Genomic DNA, 15664 nt, shown 5'->3' on the forward strand with positions numbered 1-15664 from the left:
AGCGCGGCCTTCGCGTCGGCGTCGGCGACGGTGTCGTTCCACAGCCGGTTCCCAATTGCAAAGAACTTGCAATAGCCCTAATATCCGGAATGTCCGGAGGGGGGCTCCTATGGGAAGTACGGCGGCCACAATAAGGCGCCGAATGTCGGGGATGTCGCGCGAGGAGTGGATTCGCATAGCGGGAATGGCGGCCTTCGTCATCGCCCTGCACATCGCCGGCTGGTTCTCCCTCCTCGCGCTGGTCGTCCCGCAGCACTACCAGCTCGGTGCGTCCGGCGCCTTCACCGTGGGCCTGGGCCTCACCGCGTACACGCTGGGCATGCGGCACGCCTTCGACGCCGACCACATCGCCGCCATCGACAACACGACCAGGAAGCTGATGGCCGACGGGCAGCGCCCCCTTTCCGTGGGGTTCTGGTTCTCCCTCGGCCACTCCTCGATCGTGTTCGGCCTGTGCCTGCTCCTGAGCCTCGGCGTGCGGACCCTGGCCGGCCAGGTCGAGAGCGAGTCCTCCACCCTGCAGAACGTGACCGGGCTCATCGGCACGCTCGTGTCGGGCGTCTTCCTCGTGATCATCGCGCTGATCAACACGGTGGTCCTGTGGGGGATCCTCAAGGTGTTCCGTCAGATGCGCAGGGGCGCCTTCGACGAAGCAGCCCTGGAGGAGCAGCTCAACAAGCGCGGGTTCATGAACCGGATCCTGTCCGGCGCCACCAAGGCGGTGCGCAAGCCCTGGCACATGTATCCGATCGGCCTGCTGTTCGGGCTGGGATTCGACACGGCCACCGAGGTGTCCCTGCTGGTCCTCGCCGGCGGCGCGGCCGTGTTCAACCTGCCCTGGTACGCCGTGCTGACGCTGCCCGTGTTGTTCGCCGCCGGGATGAGCCTGCTCGACTCCATCGACGGCTGCTTCATGAACTTCGCGTACGGCTGGGCCTTCTCCAAGCCGGTCCGCAAGGTCTACTACAACATCACGATCACGGCGCTGTCGGTCGCGGTCGCGGTCATCATCGGAGCGGTCGAACTACTCGGGCTGCTGGCGGACAAGCTCGGGATCGAGACCGGCCCGCTGGCCGCGATCGCCGGTCTCGACCTGAACTACGTGGGTTACGGGATCGTCGCGCTGTTCGTGCTCACCTGGGTCGTCGCGCTGGCCGTCTGGCGTTTCGGTCGGATCGAGCAGCGATGGTCGGCCTCGGTGCGGCCGGCCGACGCCGACGCGTGACCCCGGCGCGCTCACTCCTGAGCGCGGACGCGCCGGGTGCGGTCACACGGGGGAGAAGTCGCCGGCGTGCTCGCGCGCCCATTCGCGGAACGTCCGCGCCGGGGTGCCCGTGACCTCCTCCACCGTGTGCGTCACCCGCTCCGGCTCGGCGACGAGCGAGGCCCAGTACCCCAGCGCGCCGTCGACGAAGGCGGGGTCGCCCCACGAGGTCAGCAGTTGCTCCCGCGCCTGCTCAGGGGGCAACTCCTCCCAGCGCACGGACCGGCCGATCTCCTCGCCGATGATGCGCACCTGATCGGCCTGAGTGACCGACTCCGGTCCCGTGAGGACGTATTTCGCGCCCGCGTGGCCGTCCTCGAGGAGGGCTCGCGCCGCCACGGCCGCGATGTCCCGCTCGTGGATCAGCGACCGGGGCGCCGCGCCGTACGGCCATCGCACGACGCCCTCGGCGCGGATCTGGTCCGCCCACCCGAGGGTGTTGGCCGCGAGGCCGCCCACGCGGAGGAAGGTCCAGTCGAGCGTCGACCGCTCGATGAGGTGCTCGACCTCGCCCCAGATCCCGTTCTCCTCGGGTTCCAGGTCGTCGCGCACCGACATCGCGGAGAAGTAGACGACATGGCGGGCGTGCCCGGCGAGTGCGTCCACCACCGCGGGCGCCGCCTCGGCGGTCAGGAACGGCCAGAGCAGGAAGACCGACGTCACCCCGTCCAGCGCGGCGTCGAGCGTGCCCGGATCGGTGAGGTCGCCCTGGACGGCGCGCACTCCGGCGGGGAGACCTCCGGCCGTCGGCCTGCGGGCAAGGGCCCGTACGCCGGCTCCGGCGTCCCGCAGATGGGAGACGACGTGCCTCCCCACGTTGCCGGTGGCGCCGATCACCAGGAAATCAGGCATGGGAATCCCCTCATATGTCGAGACCGCCGGCCGCATCGGCCGGCGGGAGGAACCCGCGCGGGAACCTCAGGGAAAGGCTCGGACTTAAACAATGGTGTAAGTCAAGCTAGGGTGATCGCGTGACGTCGTTACCGAGGGAGGCCGGCGAGCTGACGATCGGCGAGCTGGCAGGACGCAGCGGTGTGCCGGCGACGACGCTGCGGTTCTACGAGCGGCAGGGCCTGCTCCAAAGCCGCCGCACCCCAGGGAACCAGCGCAGGTACGGCAGGGCGGCACTGGGGAGGATCGCGTTCATCCGCGCCTCGCAGAGCGCCGGCGTGCCGCTGGCGATGATCGGGGAAGTCCTCGCGTTCCTTCCCGAAGGCGCCGCTCCGACCAAGGGGTTCTGGATCAGGGCCGCCCAGTGCTGGAGCACACACCTCGACGAGCGCATATCGCGGTTGGAGCGCGCCCGCGAGGCGTTCGGCGGCTGCGCGAACTGCGGCTGTCTGGCGTTCGACCGGTGCGCCCTGGTGAACCCGGGCGCGGACGCGGCCGATCGGGCCGTCGACGACGCGGGGGACCGGGATCAGCCCTCCGCCTACTCCCGGATGTGACTCAGGGCCCGGATGAACGCGTCGAGGTCGGCCGGGTCGACGTGGTCTATGACGTGACGGCGAACGCTCGCGAGATGGCTCGGGTAGGCGTCCTCAAGACGGCGGAACCCGGCCTCGGTGAGCACCGCGAACGATCCTCTGCCGTCCTCGGCGCACTTGCGGCGCTCGACGAATCCGTGGGCGGCGAGCCGGTCGACGATGCGCGTCATCCCGGCGGGGGTGAAGCTGCGTACCGACGCCAGCTCGCTCATTCGGAGCTGCCGGTCGGGCGCCTCGGACAATTGCACCAGCACGCCGTACTCGCTCACGCTCATGCCATGGCTGGCCATGAGGTCGGCGTCCAGGGCGCGCGGAAGGACGACCATCGCTTGAGCCAGCGCCCGCCAGGCGGCCTCTTCCTGAGCTGACAGGGGCTGGGGGTGTGTGGCTGCCATGGCCCCAGTCTACTTCTTTGACTAAGCAACGACCGTGCTACCTTTTAGTTAGTTCAGCAACTAGTTGGGGCGCGCCGCCTTGACCTGCCCATTCGTCCCCCCGAACGGGCGAGCGCCCCGGCCTGAAAGAGAGTGCATCTTCCGTGACCAAGATCGCGATCATCATCGGCAGCACCCGCCCCGGCCGCAACGGCGAGGCTGTGGCCAAGTGGGTCCACGAGCACGCCAGCAAGCGCACCGACGCCCAGTTCGAGCTGGTCGACCTGAAGGACTACAACCTGCCCCACCTCGACGAGGCCATCCCCCCGTCGATGGGCCAGTACTCCCAGCCGCACACCCACGAGTGGGCCGCGAAGATCGCGTCCTACGACGGCTACATCTTCGTGACGCCGGAGTACAACCACTCCACGTCCGGCGCCCTGAAGAACGCCATTGACTTCCTGTACGGCGAGTGGAACAACAAGGCGGCCGGCTTCGTCAGCTACGGCTCCGTCGGCGGCACCCGGGCAGTGGAGCACCTTCGCCTGATCATGGCCGAGCTGCAGATCGCGGACGTGCGCGCGCAGGTGGCGCTGTCGCTGGCCACGGACTTCGAGAACTACCACATCTTCACCCCGGCGGCCTACCACGAGGACAACCTCACCACCCTGTTCGACCAGCTGGTCGCCTGGAGCCGCGCCCTGGAGCCGCTCCGCGCGCCGGCCGTCTGAGGTTCCCGGACAACGGCGCGCCGTACCGTGGTGACGCCGTCGGGCGCGCCGTACCGCGGCGTCGCCGGGTGAAGCCGTTCCCCGTGGTGAAACACACCGCGGGGGGCGGCTTCATCGTTCGGGCCGCGGACGGAGAATGGGAGCCGGGCGCCCTCCCCGCCGCCTCACCCGCCGGCGGAGCCGGCGCCTGCCAGCCGGTTGGCGAGGGACTCGGCGTCGGGGACGAACCACGTCTGCGCGCCCCTGTTGCTCTCGTACACGAAGTCGCGCAGAGCGGGGCTCGCGGTCGTGTGCCGCGACACGTCACCGAGTACGGCCAGGCCCAGCCGGTAGTTGACGAACTTCTGGATGATCTCGCCGGCGACGCGCGTGCGAAGCCGGAAGAACTCCTCGGAGAAACGGCTCGCGGGCACGGCGACCCACTCGGCGCCGGCGCCGAACGCCTCGCCGATGAGGTCCAGCGCGTCACGCTCGCCACGCAGAACCGGCCCGTCAGGCTCGCAGACGAGCACGGGGACACCACTGATGTGCCGGAGCGAGTCAGACATGGTGCCGGGTCCCCTCCGTCGCCCGCAGGAACTCGAGGATCCGCGTGGCCTGTCCCCGCAGGAGGTGCCCGGCCTCCGGCAGCAGGTCGACCGTCGCCTGCGGCACGTTCCGCGCCATACGCCGGCGGGTGCCGTACGAGTCGAGCATGGTGTCCCTGCCGCCGACGATCACCAGGACGGGCTTGGTCAGGCGCCGCAGCAGGTCGTCGCCGAACACGGGGGCGATGAGCATGACGAAGTCGGCGAGGGCCCGTGCGCCCTCAGGCTCCTGGTGGGGCTCCGCGGGCGGCCGGGCTCCGAGGGCGAACCGCATCAGCGCCCGCCGTCCGCGTCGCCCGAACGGCGCCAGCAGCAGTGCCGCGACCAGCACGCCGTACTTCTGCCTGCCGATGCCGCCGGGGCACAGCAGGACCAGGCGGTCGATCCGCTCCGGACGCCGGGTCGCGTAGTCGACGGCCAGCCATCCGCCGAGCGAGACTCCCGCGACCGACGCGTGCTCGACGTGGAGCGCGTCCAGCACGTCGTCGAGCCACGACGCGTAGGCGTCCGACCCGAGGGCGGGTCGCGACGGCGCGCTGAGACCCGGCTCGCCGATCATGTCGATCGCGTGGACGCGGAAGCGCGCGGACCAGACGGCGGCGTCGGCCGCCCACATCGCGGTGTTCGCCTTCGACCCGTGCAGCAGCACCAGAGGCGGGGCGTCCCGTGGTCCGCAGGACACGACGAACGTCTCGCCCTCACGGGTCGGGACGCGCAGGTGCTCGCTGGGCACCGGCCAGTGCTCCAGGAACTCGCGGTAGCGCCGCTCCACTTCCCGCGCGCCCTCCGCCGAGGTGTACAGGGAGTTCATGGCCGCTCTCCCACGATGACATCGATGATTTTGAGCAGGTCCGCCGTGGTGTCCAGCCCGCCCAGGAGGATGATCTTCAATCCGGCCCTCTCCTCGTCATAGACGATCTCGACGTGCACTCGTTCGCCGTCGCGGGGATGGGCGACGGATGCCGTGACCAAGGTGCTCAGGCGGTTCATCGTGGCCCTGTCCACGGCGTCGATCTGCACGACGCTGGTCACCTCGGTGCGCCGGTGACGCGGCGCGTCCTCCCGTGCGGGCTTGGGCACCGGATGTCCGGTGAACGCCTCCAGGTCCTCGCGGGCGATCCGGTACTGCCTGCCGATGCGGACCGCCTTCAAGCGCCCGTCGCGGACGTAGCCGCGAACGGTCTTCACGTGGAGGCCCAGAAGATCGGCCACCTGGTCCACCGAATAGAGCTGGTCGGGCACCGTTACATCCCCTTATCCCTTAACTTCCTCAACAGGATTGCATATAAGGGAAGGTTAGGGAAGTTGAGGGCACATCGTATGCTCGGAACCACCATCGGGGCCGGTGATTCCACGACGGATCATCCGTAATTCGGTTGACTCTTCCCGTGCCGGAGGCTCCAGACTTGGCTCGGCCGGCCGGCCCGGGCCCACGACAGGTGCCGGCCACTGCCCATTCACCCCTTCGCCCGTCGGCACGGCCGACGGCATGAGGGCTCTCAGAACGGAGAGGAACCAGTGATCATCGAAGCGCACGGGTTGCGCAAGACGTTCACCGCCAAACGGGGTCGCGGCAAGACCGAGCAGGTCGAGGCGGTCAGGGGCGTCGACCTGGAGGTCGAGGCAGGGCAGATCTTCGCCGTGCTCGGTCCAAACGGCGCGGGCAAGACCACCACGATCAGGATGCTCGCCACACTCATCCCGCCCACCGCGGGGACCGCCACCGTCGCGGGCCACGACGTGGCCAAGGAGCCCGGCAAGGTGCGGGAGAACATCGGCTACGTCGGCCAGGCCGGCGGCGTGGACGAGAACGCCCCGGGACGGGACGGACTCGTCCTCGCCGCGCGGCTCGGAGGCATGTCCCGGAAGCAGGCGGAGTCCCGCAGTGAGGAACTGCTCACCTCCTTCAGCCTGACCGAGTTCGCCGACCGGCCGATCAAGACGCTCTCCGGCGGACAGAAGCGTCGCTTCGCCCTCGCCATCGGGCTCGTGAACCGGCCGCCGCTGTTCTTCCTCGACGAGCCGACCACCGGTCTCGACCCGCAGAACCGCGCCAACCTCTGGGACGAGGTCCGCGCCCTGCGCAAGCAGGGAACCAGCGTGTTGCTGACCACGCACTACCTGGAGGAGGCCGACGCGCTCTGCGACCGGCTGGTCATCATCGACCACGGCCTGGTCGTCGCCGAGGGCAGGCCCGACGACCTGAAGAAGGAGATCGCGGGCGACGTCGTCACGCTCAGGCTGGGAGACGCCGCGAACGAGCCGGCCCAGGCGCTCCTGTCCGCCGAGCCGTACGTGAGGGAGGTGCGCACCGAGGACGAGACGTTGCGCGTCTACGTCGACGACGGTGAGCACAACCTGCCGCACCTGCTGCGCGCCCTGGAGGCCGGCGGGCTCGGCATCCAGTCCATCTCCCTCGACCGGGCGACGCTCGACGACGTCTTCCTCCGTCACACCGGCCGATCCCTCCGCGACGCCGACTGAGACTTCAGGACTCGGCCAAGAACCGATAGGACCCCCATGTTCCGACACACGATGTTGTTCCTCGGCTACGAGCTCAAGCTCACCCTGCGCAATCCGGTGTGGCCGCTGTTCGGCATCCTCCAGCCGATCCTCTACCTGTTGCTGTTCGCGCCGCTCGTGGCCAACACGACCGTCGGCGGCACGATGGGCGACACGCTCCGGCTGTTCACGCCGGGTGTGCTGATGATGATCGCCCTGTTCGGATCGTTGTTCGTGGGCTTCGGCATGATCAACGAGATTCGCAACGGCTACCTCGAACGGCTGGCGGTCAGCCCCGCCTGGCGACCGGCGATCGTGCTCGGCCGCACCATGCGCGACATGCTCGTGCTGGTCGTCCAGGCGCTTCTCGTGATCGGCCTGGCCTTTCTGATGGGCATGCGGGCCAGCGCTCCTGGCGTGCTCGTCATGCTCGTGCTCATGGCGGCCACCGGCCTGCTCGCCTCCGGGCTCTCCTACGGCCTGGCGCTCGCGCTGCGGGACGAAAACGGGATGAGCCAGATCATGCAGTTCTTCGCGCTGCCGCTGATCCTGCTCACCGGCATCATGTTGCCGATGTCGCTGGCTCCGCATTGGATGCAGACGGTCGCCCACTTCAACCCGCTCTACCACGCGGTCGAGGCGGGCCGTTCGCTGTTCGACGGCGACTTCACCGACGGCTCGATCCCGCTCGCCTTCGGCCTCACGCTGGCCCTCGGCGCTCTGACGCTGACCTGGTCGGTCTCGTCGATGAAGAAACTGGCGGGCTAGCTAGCCCCGCGTGATCGACGCCGCCGCGTGGCCCGCGCCGAAGCCCTCGGCGCGGGCGACGATCCGGCCCGCCTCGACGCGGACGGCGGTCTCGGTCCCGTCGCTGATCGCGGGGACGCCCGCCGCCTCGGCGAGGGCGCCCGTCTCGTCGCACACGACCTGCACGCGAGGCCACGCCGCCATCGGGAACGCCTGGTGCAGGCACACGCGGAAGTCGGCGATGGCGAGCCGGGCCAGCTGCCCCAGCTCGCCGGGCGAGCCCGTCACGAGGACGGCGGTGACGTCCGCCCCCGCCGGCGCGGCGCGGACCGCATCCTCGACGGCCGAGAGCCGGTGCAGGCCGAGGACCGTCACCACGCCGTCTCCGGTGAGGCGGGCGGGTTCGTCCCTGACCATGTCGGACGCGGGGGGCGGCGACCACGCCTCGTCCGTTTCCCGGGTGGGCGGGACCATGGCCGGGGGCGGCCACCGGTCGCCCAGGTCGAGGTCGGCGAGTTGCTCGCAGGCACGCACGACGTTGAAGGGCTCCACGAAACCGGGCGCGGCGGCGGCCATCTGGCTCGCGCCGTGCAGGGTCGTGAGCGCGACCTCCGCGGTGCGCACCAGACGGCCGCCGGGCGTCCTCGGGCCCAGCCGTTCGAGGGCGAGGCCGAGCAGGATCGCGTCGAGCATCATGAGCTGCGCGAACGGACGCCGGACGCGTTCGTCGGCGAGGACCTCGGGCATGAGGTCCCTGCCGAGCCCGGCCATGCCGTGCTCGGCGTCCGTGGCGAGGGGGAGCCGGGTCACCCAGGCGCGGGCGAACGCGCCGAGCGCCTGCCTGGCCGTGCGGCCGGGCTCGGGATGTGACGGCTCGGGCGTACGTTCGGCCAGGTCGGCCAGCACGGCGAAGTAGAGGGCCCGCTTGCCGGGGAAGTTGGAGTACACCGCGCCGCGGGTGAGCTCGGCCCGTTCGGCGATGCGGTCGATCTTGGCGTCGCGGAAACCCCGCTCGGTGAACTCGGCCCTCGCGGCGGCCAGCACCTTGGCGCGGTTGCGCTCCTGCGTCTCCGCCCTGGTGAGCCGGCTCATGATCCCCCTCGTCGCGGCGTTGCCGTTCGTTCCGGAGCAAGATACCGTGGCCATTCACATGATGAGATCATCTGATCACACCATTCGAATGCTGGAGTGTCCATGGCCGGTGTCAGTCAGACAGTGAGCGGTGTCCCCGAGATCGATCTGTCGGACGTCGAGGTGATGCGCGATCCCTTCACCGCGTACGGGAACGCCAGGGAGCGCTCGCCGATCGCGCGTCTGTCGGCCCCCGGATTCGGCGGGATGTGGGCCGTGACGCGGCACGAGGAGGCCCGTGCGCTGCTGGCCGACCCCCGGTTCGAGCTGAACGCGAGCAGTTTCATCCGTCCCGACGTGCCCGGCGACTGCCTGCCGTACATGCGGTCGATGGCGGAGATGAACGCGGAGGAGCATCTGCGGCTGCGCAGGCTGGTCGCCCCCGCGTTCACGGCACGCCGCGCCGCGGAGTTCCGGCCGCGGATCGAGCCGATCGTCGACACAGTGCTCGACGACCTGCCCCACCTCGCCGAGGACGGTGTGGTGGACCTGCTGCGGCACTTCGCGCGGTCGTTGCCGATGGACGTCATCTGCGAACTGGTCGGCATACCCGGGCCCGACCGCCACCGCTGGCGCGAGTACGGCGCCACGATCGTGGCGGCCTCAGGCCAGAGCTTCGCCTCGGCCGTACCGGGCATCATCGAGGGCGCCAAGGCGGCGATCGCACGCCGGCGCGAGGAACCCGCCGACGACCTGCTGTCGGACCTCATCCGTGCTCAAGCCGAGGACGGGGACCGTCTCAGCGAGACCGAGTTGGTGACGCTCGTCTGGAATCTGGTCCTGGCCGGTCAGACCCCGACCAACCTCATCGCCAACGCCGTGCACGCCCTGCTGCGCCACCCCGTTCAGCTCGCCGCGCTGCGCGAGGATCCCGCGCTCATGCCGCGCGCGGTCGAGGAGCTCATGCGCTGGTGCGGTCCCACGTTGCTGGCGATTCCGCGCTTCGCGCGGGAGGACGTCGAGTTATACGGCACACGGATCCAGAAGGGTGATGCCGTGACCGCGGCGGTCGCCTCCGCCAACCGCGATCCGCGCGCGTTCACCGACCCCGACCGGCTCGACGTCGGCCGGGCGGCGGGATCGGCGGGCCATCTGGGCTTCTCACACGGCCCGCACTTCTGCCTCGGAGCGTCCCTGGCCCGGGTGCAGACCGAGGTCGCGCTCACGTCGCTGCTGCGCCGCTTCCCCGCTCTGGCACCGGTCGGCGCCGCCGATGACGTGCGCGCCCTCGACCCGGGGACGTGGCGGCTGACGTCGCTCCCCGTCACCCTCTGACCCCGCACGATCGCTGAGGAGGCGTTCCCCGAGTGGCACGCACCGACCACGCCGATCCGCTGAAGTGCACCTTCTGCGGAAAGGGCCACACGCAGGTCAGGAAGCTCATCGCGGGCCCCGGCAGGATCTGCATCTGCGACGAATGCGTCGGCCTGTGCAACGAGCTCATCGAGGAGGAACTCGGCGAACCCCCTGTCGGCGAGCCGCGCGAACCGCCGAGGCCGCGGGAGATCCACGCGTTCCTCGACGAGTACGTCATCGGCCAGGAGGACGCCAAGAAGGCCTTGTCCGTGGCGGTGTACAACCACTGCAAACGCATCCGGCCCGGAGCGGGAGAGAGCGCGCGGGGCGAGCCCGTCGAGCTGGGCAAGTCCAACATCCTGCTGATCGGGCCGACCGGCTGCGGCAAGACCCACCTCGCCCAGACGCTCGCCCGGATGCTCGACGTGCCGTTCGCGATCGCCGACGCCACCGCGCTGACCGAGGCCGGCTACGTGGGGGAGGACGTCGAGAACATCCTGCTCAAACTGATTCAGGCCGCCGACTACGACATCCGGAAGGCCGAGACGGGCATCGTCTACATCGACGAGGTCGACAAGATCGCCAAGAAGGGCGAGAACCCGTCGATCACCCGGGACGTCTCCGGCGAGGGCGTCCAGCAGGCGCTGTTGAAGATCCTGGAGGGCACGACGGCGAGCGTCGCTCCGCAAGGCGGCCGCAAGCACCCGCACCAGGAGTTCCTCCAGATCGACACCACCAACGTGCTGTTCATCCTCGGCGGCGCGTTCGCGGGCCTCGAGCAGGTCATCGAGCGGCGGACGGCCCGCGCCGGAGCGGGATTCGGCGCGGTGCTCCGCGGTCCGGAGGAGCGGGACGTCCTCGCCGAGGTCATGCCGCAGGACCTGCTGGCCTTCGGGCTGATCCCCGAGCTCGTCGGCCGGCTTCCCGTGGTGTCGACGTTCCGCCCGCTGGACCGGACGGCGCTGGCCCGCATCCTCACCGAGCCGCGCAACGCGCTGATCAAGCAGTATCAGAGGCTCTTCGACCTCGACGGCGTCGAACTCGAGTTCACCGCTGACGCGGTCTCCGCCATCGCCGAACAGGCGCTGCTCCGCCGTACGGGTGCGCGGGCGACCCGCGCGATCCTCGAGGAGATCCTGCTCAACGTGATGTACGAGGTGCCGAGCCGGGACGACGTGGCCCGGGTCGTGATCGACCGCGACACCGTGCTCGACAACGTCAACCCGACCCTGGTGCCGCGCGAACGGCCGGACGGCGGACGGGGACACGGCCAGAGGTCCGCCTGACGATGCCCAAGCTGAAAGGCGAAAAGCGGCCGGGCCGCATGCGGAGGCGTGATCACCTCCGCATGCGGCCCGGCCGCTGACGTATCCGGGGTCAGCGCGAGGCTGACGCGGCCCGGCGCTTGGTCCACACGTCGAAGGCGACCGCGGCCAGCAGGACGGCGCCCTTCACGAGCATGACCCGCTCGCTCGGTGAGCCGATGAGGGACATGCCGTTGTTGATGACGCCCATGATCAGGCCACCGGTGACCGCTCCGACCACCTTGCCGACGCCTCCCTGGACGGCCGCGCCGCCGATGAACGCCGCCGCGATCGCGTCGAGCTCGAAGGAGTTGCCCGCGGTGGGGCCCGCCTGGTTGAGGCGGCCGGCGAAGATGATGCCGGCGATCGCGGACAGGACCCCCATGTTGACGAAGATCCAGAAGATGACCGACTTGACCTTGATGCCGGACAGGAGCGCGGCCTGCAGGTTGCCGCCGATGGCGTAGATCCGCCGGCCGAAGACGGCCCGGTTGGTCACCAGCGAGTAGCCCAGCACGAGCGCCGCCAGGAGGACGAGCACCCAGGGCAGGTTCTTGAACCGGGCGAGCTGCACGATCACGAAGAGGATGACCGCGGCGGCCAGGACGATCTTGAGCAGGAACACCGGGAGCGAGTCGACGGCCTGGCGATACCCCAGGCGAGCCGCGCGGGTGCGCCACTGGGCGATCGCCATGCCCGCGACCGCCACGATGCCGAGCAGGATGCTGAACAGGTCGGCGCCGCCCAGGGGGCCGAGGCCGATGTTGCCGAAGTACCCGTCGGTGAAGCCGTTCGAGAGTGTGCGAACGGCGTCGGGGAACGGGCCGATGCCCTGGTTGCCCAGGACGGTCAGGGTGAGCGCGCGGAACAGCAGCATGCCGGCGAGCGTGACGATGAAGGCCGGGATGCCGAAGTAGGCGATCCAGTAGCCCTGCCAGGCGCCGATCAGCGCACCCGCGATCAGCGTGATCAGCAGGGCGAGTGGCCAGGGCACTCCATAGTTGACCATCAACACGGCGGCGATGGCGCCGGTGACCGCGACGACCGAGCCGACCGACAGGTCGATGTGCCCGGCGATGATGATCAGGATCATCCCGATCGACAGGATCAGGATGTAGGAGTTCTGAACGATGATGTTCGAGATGTTCTGCGGCTGGAGCAGCGCCCCGTCGGTGAGAATCGTGAACAGCACCACGATCAGCGCGAAGGCGATGTAGATGCCGCTCTGCCGTACGTTGATCGACAGGCCGGAGGACCTGCCGGGCGTGCCCGGTGCGGGCGTGTCCTTCGCGCCGGGCGCGAGGGCCGCGTCAGAGGGGGAGGTGCTGCTCATCGGATCTAGTCCAGTCCCTTCGTCATGTACTGCATGATCCGTTCCTGCGTCGCGTCGCTGCGCTGGACTTCACCGGTGATCCGGCCGGCCGACAGCGCGTAGATCCGGTCGCACAGACCCAGCAGCTCCGGCAGTTCAGACGAAATGACGAGGATGGCCTTGCCGGAGTCGGCGAGGCGATTGATGATCGTGTAGATCTCGTACTTGGCGCCGACGTCGATGCCCCGGGTCGGCTCGTCCAGGATGAGGACGTCCGCGTCAGTGAAGATCCACTTTGCCAGGACGACCTTCTGCTGGTTTCCGCCGCTGAGCTTGCCGGTGACGCTCGAGACGCTGGGCGCCTTGATGTTCATGCTGGCGCGGTACTCGTCGGCGACGCGGTATTCCTCGTTGTCGTTGACCCAGCCCCGGCGGGCGAGCTTCGACAGCGCGGCCGCGGAGACGTTGCGCTTGATGTCCTCGATCAGGTTGAGGCCGTACCGCTTGCGGTCCTCGGTGGCGTAGGCGATGCCGTTGCTGATCGCCTCGCGCACGGTGCGCGCCTCGATCGGCCGCCCTTCCTTGAAGAGGCGGCCCGAGATGTTGGTGCCGTAGGTGCGGCCGAAGACGCTCATCGCGAGTTCGGTGCGGCCGGCGCCCATGAGGCCGGCGAGGCCGACGATCTCGCCCTTGCGCAGGGTGAGGTTGACGTCGCTGACGACCTCCCTGCCGCGCTGGGTCGGGCTGTAGACCGTCCAGTTCTCGATGCGCAGCGCCTCTTCGCCGATCTGCGGCTCGTGCGGAGGGAAGCGGTTCTCCAGGGCGCGGCCGACCATCCCGGAGATGATGCGGTCCTCGCTGACCTCGTCGGTCGCCATGTCGAGCGACTCGATCGACCGGCCGTCCCGCAGGATGGTGATCGAGTCGGCGATCGCCATGACCTCGTTGAGCTTGTGCGAGATGATCACGCAGGTGATCCCCTCGTCACGCAGCCCGCGCAGCAGGTCGAGCAGGTGCTCGGAGTCCTCGTCGTTCAGCGCGGCCGTGGGCTCGTCCAGGATGAGCAGCCGCACCTTCTTGGCCAGCGCCTTGGCGATCTCCACGAGCTGCTGCTTGCCGACTCCGATGTCGGAGATCGTGGTCACCGGGTTCTCGTGCAGGCCGACCCGGCTCAGCAGCTCGGTGGCCTCGGCGTTGGTGCGGTTCCAGTCGATCAGGCCACGCGTGGCCTGCTCGTTACCCAGGAAGATGTTCTCCGCGATCGACAATTGCGGGCAAAGCGCCAGCTCCTGGTGGATGATGACGATCCCGCGGTGCTCGCTGTCCCGGATGTCGGCGAACCGGCAGGGCTCTCCGTCGAAGGAGATCTCGCCCTCGTAGGACCCGTGGGGGTAGACCCCGGACAGGACCTTCATGAGGGTCGACTTGCCGGCGCCGTTCTCCCCGCAGATCGCGTGGATCTCACCCCGCCGCACGGACAGGTTCACGTCCTGGAGCGCCTTGACTCCGGGGAACGTCTTGGTGATCCCGCGCATCCGCAGGATGTCATCGGTCATTCTCGCTCATGGCCTCTCGGTGAGCTGTGGAGGAGGTGCGGCCCTTTCTTCAGGGCCGCACCTCATACGGGGGTCAGCCGCCGAGCTGGGCCTGGGTGTAGTAACCGGTGTCGACGACTTCCTTCTGGTAGTTCGTCTTGTTCACGATCACCGGCTCCAGCAGGTACGACGGGACGACCTTGTTGCCGTTGTCGTAGTCCTTGGTGTTGTTGACTTCGGGCTTACCACCCTTGAGTACGCTATCCGCCATCTTGACCGTAACGTCCGCCAGCTGGCGGGTGTCCTTGTAAATGGTGGAGTACTGCTCACCTGCGATGATCGACTTGACCGAGGCGAGCTCGGCGTCCTGGCCGGTGACGATCGGGTAGGGCTGGTCGGCCGTTCCGTAACCGTTGCTCTTCAGGGCCGACAGGATGCCGATCGACAGGCCGTCGTAGGGGGACAGGACACCGTCGACCTTGGCGCCGCCGCTGCTGTAGGTCTTGGTGAGCAGGTCCTCCATGCGCTTTTGCGCCGTGGCGGGGTCCCACCGGAGGATGGCGACGGTCTTGAAGTCCGTCTGGCCGCTCTTCACGACGAGCGTCTTGCTGTCGATCAGGGGCTGGAGCACCGACATGGCGCCGTTGAAGAAGAACGTCGCGTTGTTGTCGTCGGGCGAGCCGCCGAACAGCTCGATGTTGAAGGGCCCCTTCGCGGAGCCGTCCGTGCCGTCCTCGTTCTTCAGCTTCAGGCCGACCAGGAGCGAGGTGGCCTGCTGGACGCCGACCTTGAAGTTGTCGAACGTCGCGTAGTAGTCGACGTTCGGGCTGTTGCGGATCAACCGGTCGTAGGCGATGACCGGGATCTTCTTGTCCGCGGCCTCCTGGAGCTGCGTGGTGATCGCGGTGCCGTCGATCGAGGCGATGATCAGAAGCTTGGCGCCCTTGGTGATCTGGTTCTCGATCTGGTTGACCTGAGTCGGGATGTCGTTCTCCGCGTACTGCAGGTCGACCTTGTAGCCGAGCTTCTCCAGCCCCGCCTTGACGTTGTCGCCGTCGTGGATCCACCGCTCGGAAGACTTGGTCGGCATCGTGACGCCGACGAGGGCCCCGGCGGTGTTGCCGGACGTGGCCTCGGTGTCGGCCGTCTTCTCGCTCGAGCCGCACGCCGTGGCGAGCACAGCAAGGGCCACGGCGGGGACCACCGCCGCCAATCGTCGAAATCTCATTTTTTCTCCTTGCGCATGGGGGTGGCCTGATGCGGCACGAGGAGACGGCCGGGCCCGGTAGGAGGTCGCGAAGGCAGAGCTCCGCCCCGGTCAGTCGTCTGACCCTGAGTTCGGTAGTGTTATCGCTAACATTCTCACTGTCAATAGACGCCGATAACGTCGCCGT

At 68.8% G+C, this 15664-nt stretch carries 16 protein-coding genes; 7 read left to right on the plus strand and 9 right to left on the minus strand.

Features of this window, described 5'->3' with window-relative positions:
- The first annotated feature begins 151 nt into the window (after nucleotides 1-151).
- Nucleotides 152-1225: a Nickel transporter NicT gene (nicT, locus tag Pmi06nite_RS24545; RefSeq protein WP_505882077.1), complete on the plus strand. Its 1074-nt coding sequence runs from the start codon at nucleotides 152-154 to the stop codon at nucleotides 1223-1225.
- Nucleotides 1226-1267: 42 nt separating this feature from the next.
- Here the strand turns inward: nicT and Pmi06nite_RS24550 are convergent, their stop codons facing one another.
- Nucleotides 1268-2116 (minus strand): NAD(P)H-binding protein, encoded by an 849-nt coding sequence (locus Pmi06nite_RS24550; RefSeq protein WP_203955461.1) that lies wholly within the window; start codon nucleotides 2114-2116, stop codon nucleotides 1268-1270.
- A 119-nt stretch (nucleotides 2117-2235) separates the two neighbouring features.
- Between Pmi06nite_RS24550 and soxR the strand changes: the two genes are divergently transcribed.
- Nucleotides 2236-2712 (plus strand): redox-sensitive transcriptional activator SoxR, encoded by a 477-nt coding sequence (gene soxR / locus Pmi06nite_RS24555; RefSeq protein ID WP_203955462.1) that lies wholly within the window; start codon nucleotides 2236-2238, stop codon nucleotides 2710-2712.
- Here the strand turns inward: soxR and Pmi06nite_RS24560 are convergent.
- Nucleotides 2697-3146 carry a MarR family winged helix-turn-helix transcriptional regulator gene (locus tag Pmi06nite_RS24560; RefSeq protein WP_203955463.1) on the minus strand — a complete coding sequence of 150 codons (450 nt, stop codon included), beginning with the start codon at nucleotides 3144-3146 and terminating at the stop codon, nucleotides 2697-2699. The genes soxR and Pmi06nite_RS24560 overlap by 16 nt on opposite strands.
- Before the next feature lie 143 nt (nucleotides 3147-3289).
- On the opposite strand from Pmi06nite_RS24560, the gene Pmi06nite_RS24565 reads away from it, so the two are divergent.
- Complete coding sequence (locus Pmi06nite_RS24565; RefSeq protein ID WP_203955464.1) at nucleotides 3290-3856, plus strand: NADPH-dependent FMN reductase; 567 nt, start codon at nucleotides 3290-3292, stop codon at nucleotides 3854-3856.
- A gap of 164 nt (nucleotides 3857-4020) precedes the next feature.
- Here Pmi06nite_RS24565 and Pmi06nite_RS24570 read toward each other — a convergent pair whose 3' ends face one another.
- The 3 genes from Pmi06nite_RS24570 to Pmi06nite_RS24580 are packed head-to-tail and all read right to left on the minus strand — an operon-like array spanning nucleotide 4021 to nucleotide 5685.
- Nucleotides 4021-4404: a DUF4180 domain-containing protein gene (locus Pmi06nite_RS24570; RefSeq protein ID WP_203955465.1), complete on the minus strand. Its 384-nt coding sequence runs from the start codon at nucleotides 4402-4404 to the stop codon at nucleotides 4021-4023.
- The gene (locus Pmi06nite_RS24575; protein WP_203955466.1) at nucleotides 4397-5254 is read right to left on the minus strand and encodes an alpha/beta fold hydrolase; all 858 of its coding nucleotides are present in this window, start codon (nucleotides 5252-5254) and stop codon (nucleotides 4397-4399) included. The genes Pmi06nite_RS24570 and Pmi06nite_RS24575 overlap by 8 nt, the downstream gene beginning before the upstream one ends.
- Nucleotides 5251-5685: a helix-turn-helix domain-containing protein gene (locus tag Pmi06nite_RS24580; protein ID WP_203955467.1), complete on the minus strand. Its 435-nt coding sequence runs from the start codon at nucleotides 5683-5685 to the stop codon at nucleotides 5251-5253. Before Pmi06nite_RS24580 ends, Pmi06nite_RS24575 begins: the two co-directional genes overlap by 4 nt.
- Before the next feature lie 276 nt (nucleotides 5686-5961).
- Here Pmi06nite_RS24580 and Pmi06nite_RS24585 point away from each other — a divergent pair, with 276 nt between their 5' ends.
- Both Pmi06nite_RS24585 and Pmi06nite_RS24590 read left to right on the plus strand, forming a co-directional pair.
- The gene (locus tag Pmi06nite_RS24585) at nucleotides 5962-6927 is read left to right on the plus strand and encodes an ATP-binding cassette domain-containing protein (RefSeq protein ID WP_203955468.1); all 966 of its coding nucleotides are present in this window, start codon (nucleotides 5962-5964) and stop codon (nucleotides 6925-6927) included.
- Between the two features lie 36 nt (nucleotides 6928-6963).
- Nucleotides 6964-7713, plus strand: coding sequence for an ABC transporter permease (locus tag Pmi06nite_RS24590; protein ID WP_203955469.1), 750 nt, complete (start codon nucleotides 6964-6966; stop codon nucleotides 7711-7713).
- Here Pmi06nite_RS24590 and Pmi06nite_RS24595 read toward each other — a convergent pair whose 3' ends face one another.
- Entirely contained in the window at nucleotides 7714-8784 is a 1071-nt protein-coding gene (locus Pmi06nite_RS24595) for a TetR/AcrR family transcriptional regulator (protein WP_203955504.1), read from the minus strand. It lies immediately after the preceding gene.
- A gap of 102 nt (nucleotides 8785-8886) precedes the next feature.
- Between Pmi06nite_RS24595 and Pmi06nite_RS24600 the strand changes: the two genes are divergently transcribed.
- Complete coding sequence (locus Pmi06nite_RS24600) at nucleotides 8887-10098, plus strand: cytochrome P450 family protein (protein WP_239114175.1); 1212 nt, start codon at nucleotides 8887-8889, stop codon at nucleotides 10096-10098.
- 32 nt (nucleotides 10099-10130) lie between these two features.
- Nucleotides 10131-11405 (plus strand): ATP-dependent Clp protease ATP-binding subunit ClpX, encoded by a 1275-nt coding sequence (gene clpX / locus Pmi06nite_RS24605; RefSeq protein ID WP_203955470.1) that lies wholly within the window; start codon nucleotides 10131-10133, stop codon nucleotides 11403-11405.
- A 91-nt stretch (nucleotides 11406-11496) separates the two neighbouring features.
- Here clpX and mmsB read toward each other — a convergent pair whose 3' ends face one another.
- The 3 genes from mmsB to chvE all read right to left on the minus strand — a co-directional run bounded on the left by mmsB (nucleotide 11497) and on the right by chvE (nucleotide 15498).
- Complete coding sequence (gene mmsB, locus Pmi06nite_RS24610) at nucleotides 11497-12756, minus strand: multiple monosaccharide ABC transporter permease (RefSeq protein WP_203955471.1); 1260 nt, start codon at nucleotides 12754-12756, stop codon at nucleotides 11497-11499.
- A 5-nt stretch (nucleotides 12757-12761) separates the two neighbouring features.
- Nucleotides 12762-14291 (minus strand): multiple monosaccharide ABC transporter ATP-binding protein, encoded by a 1530-nt coding sequence (gene mmsA / locus Pmi06nite_RS24615; protein ID WP_203955472.1) that lies wholly within the window; start codon nucleotides 14289-14291, stop codon nucleotides 12762-12764.
- A 73-nt stretch (nucleotides 14292-14364) separates the two neighbouring features.
- Nucleotides 14365-15498, minus strand: a complete 1134-nt coding sequence (chvE, locus tag Pmi06nite_RS24620; protein ID WP_203955473.1) for a multiple monosaccharide ABC transporter substrate-binding protein — start codon at nucleotides 15496-15498, stop codon at nucleotides 14365-14367.
- Nucleotides 15499-15664 lie beyond the last annotated feature (166 nt).

It is taken from the genome of Planotetraspora mira (assembly GCF_016863275.1).
Taxonomy (GTDB): Bacteria; Actinomycetota; Actinomycetes; order Streptosporangiales; family Streptosporangiaceae; genus Planotetraspora; species Planotetraspora mira.

Coding starts and splice junctions, on each gene's coding strand:
- Pmi06nite_RS24575 (WP_203955466.1), bottom strand. CDS start 5,254: ATGAACTCCCTGTACACCTCGGCGGAGGGCGCGCGGGAAGTGGAGCGG.
- Pmi06nite_RS24570 (WP_203955465.1), bottom strand. CDS start 4,404: ATGTCTGACTCGCTCCGGCACATCAGTGGTGTCCCCGTGCTCGTCTGC.
- nicT (WP_505882077.1), top strand. CDS start 152: ATGTCGCGCGAGGAGTGGATTCGCATAGCGGGAATGGCGGCCTTCGTC.
- Pmi06nite_RS24595 (WP_203955504.1), bottom strand. CDS start 8,784: ATGAGCCGGCTCACCAGGGCGGAGACGCAGGAGCGCAACCGCGCCAAG.
- Pmi06nite_RS24600 (WP_239114175.1), top strand. CDS start 8,887: ATGGCCGGTGTCAGTCAGACAGTGAGCGGTGTCCCCGAGATCGATCTG.
- Pmi06nite_RS24550 (WP_203955461.1), bottom strand. CDS start 2,116: ATGCCTGATTTCCTGGTGATCGGCGCCACCGGCAACGTGGGGAGGCAC.
- chvE (WP_203955473.1), bottom strand. CDS start 15,498: ATGAGATTTCGACGATTGGCGGCGGTGGTCCCCGCCGTGGCCCTTGCT.
- mmsB (WP_203955471.1), bottom strand. CDS start 12,756: ATGAGCAGCACCTCCCCCTCTGACGCGGCCCTCGCGCCCGGCGCGAAG.
- Pmi06nite_RS24590 (WP_203955469.1), top strand. CDS start 6,964: ATGTTCCGACACACGATGTTGTTCCTCGGCTACGAGCTCAAGCTCACC.
- Pmi06nite_RS24560 (WP_203955463.1), bottom strand. CDS start 3,146: ATGGCAGCCACACACCCCCAGCCCCTGTCAGCTCAGGAAGAGGCCGCC.
- mmsA (WP_203955472.1), bottom strand. CDS start 14,291: ATGACCGATGACATCCTGCGGATGCGCGGGATCACCAAGACGTTCCCC.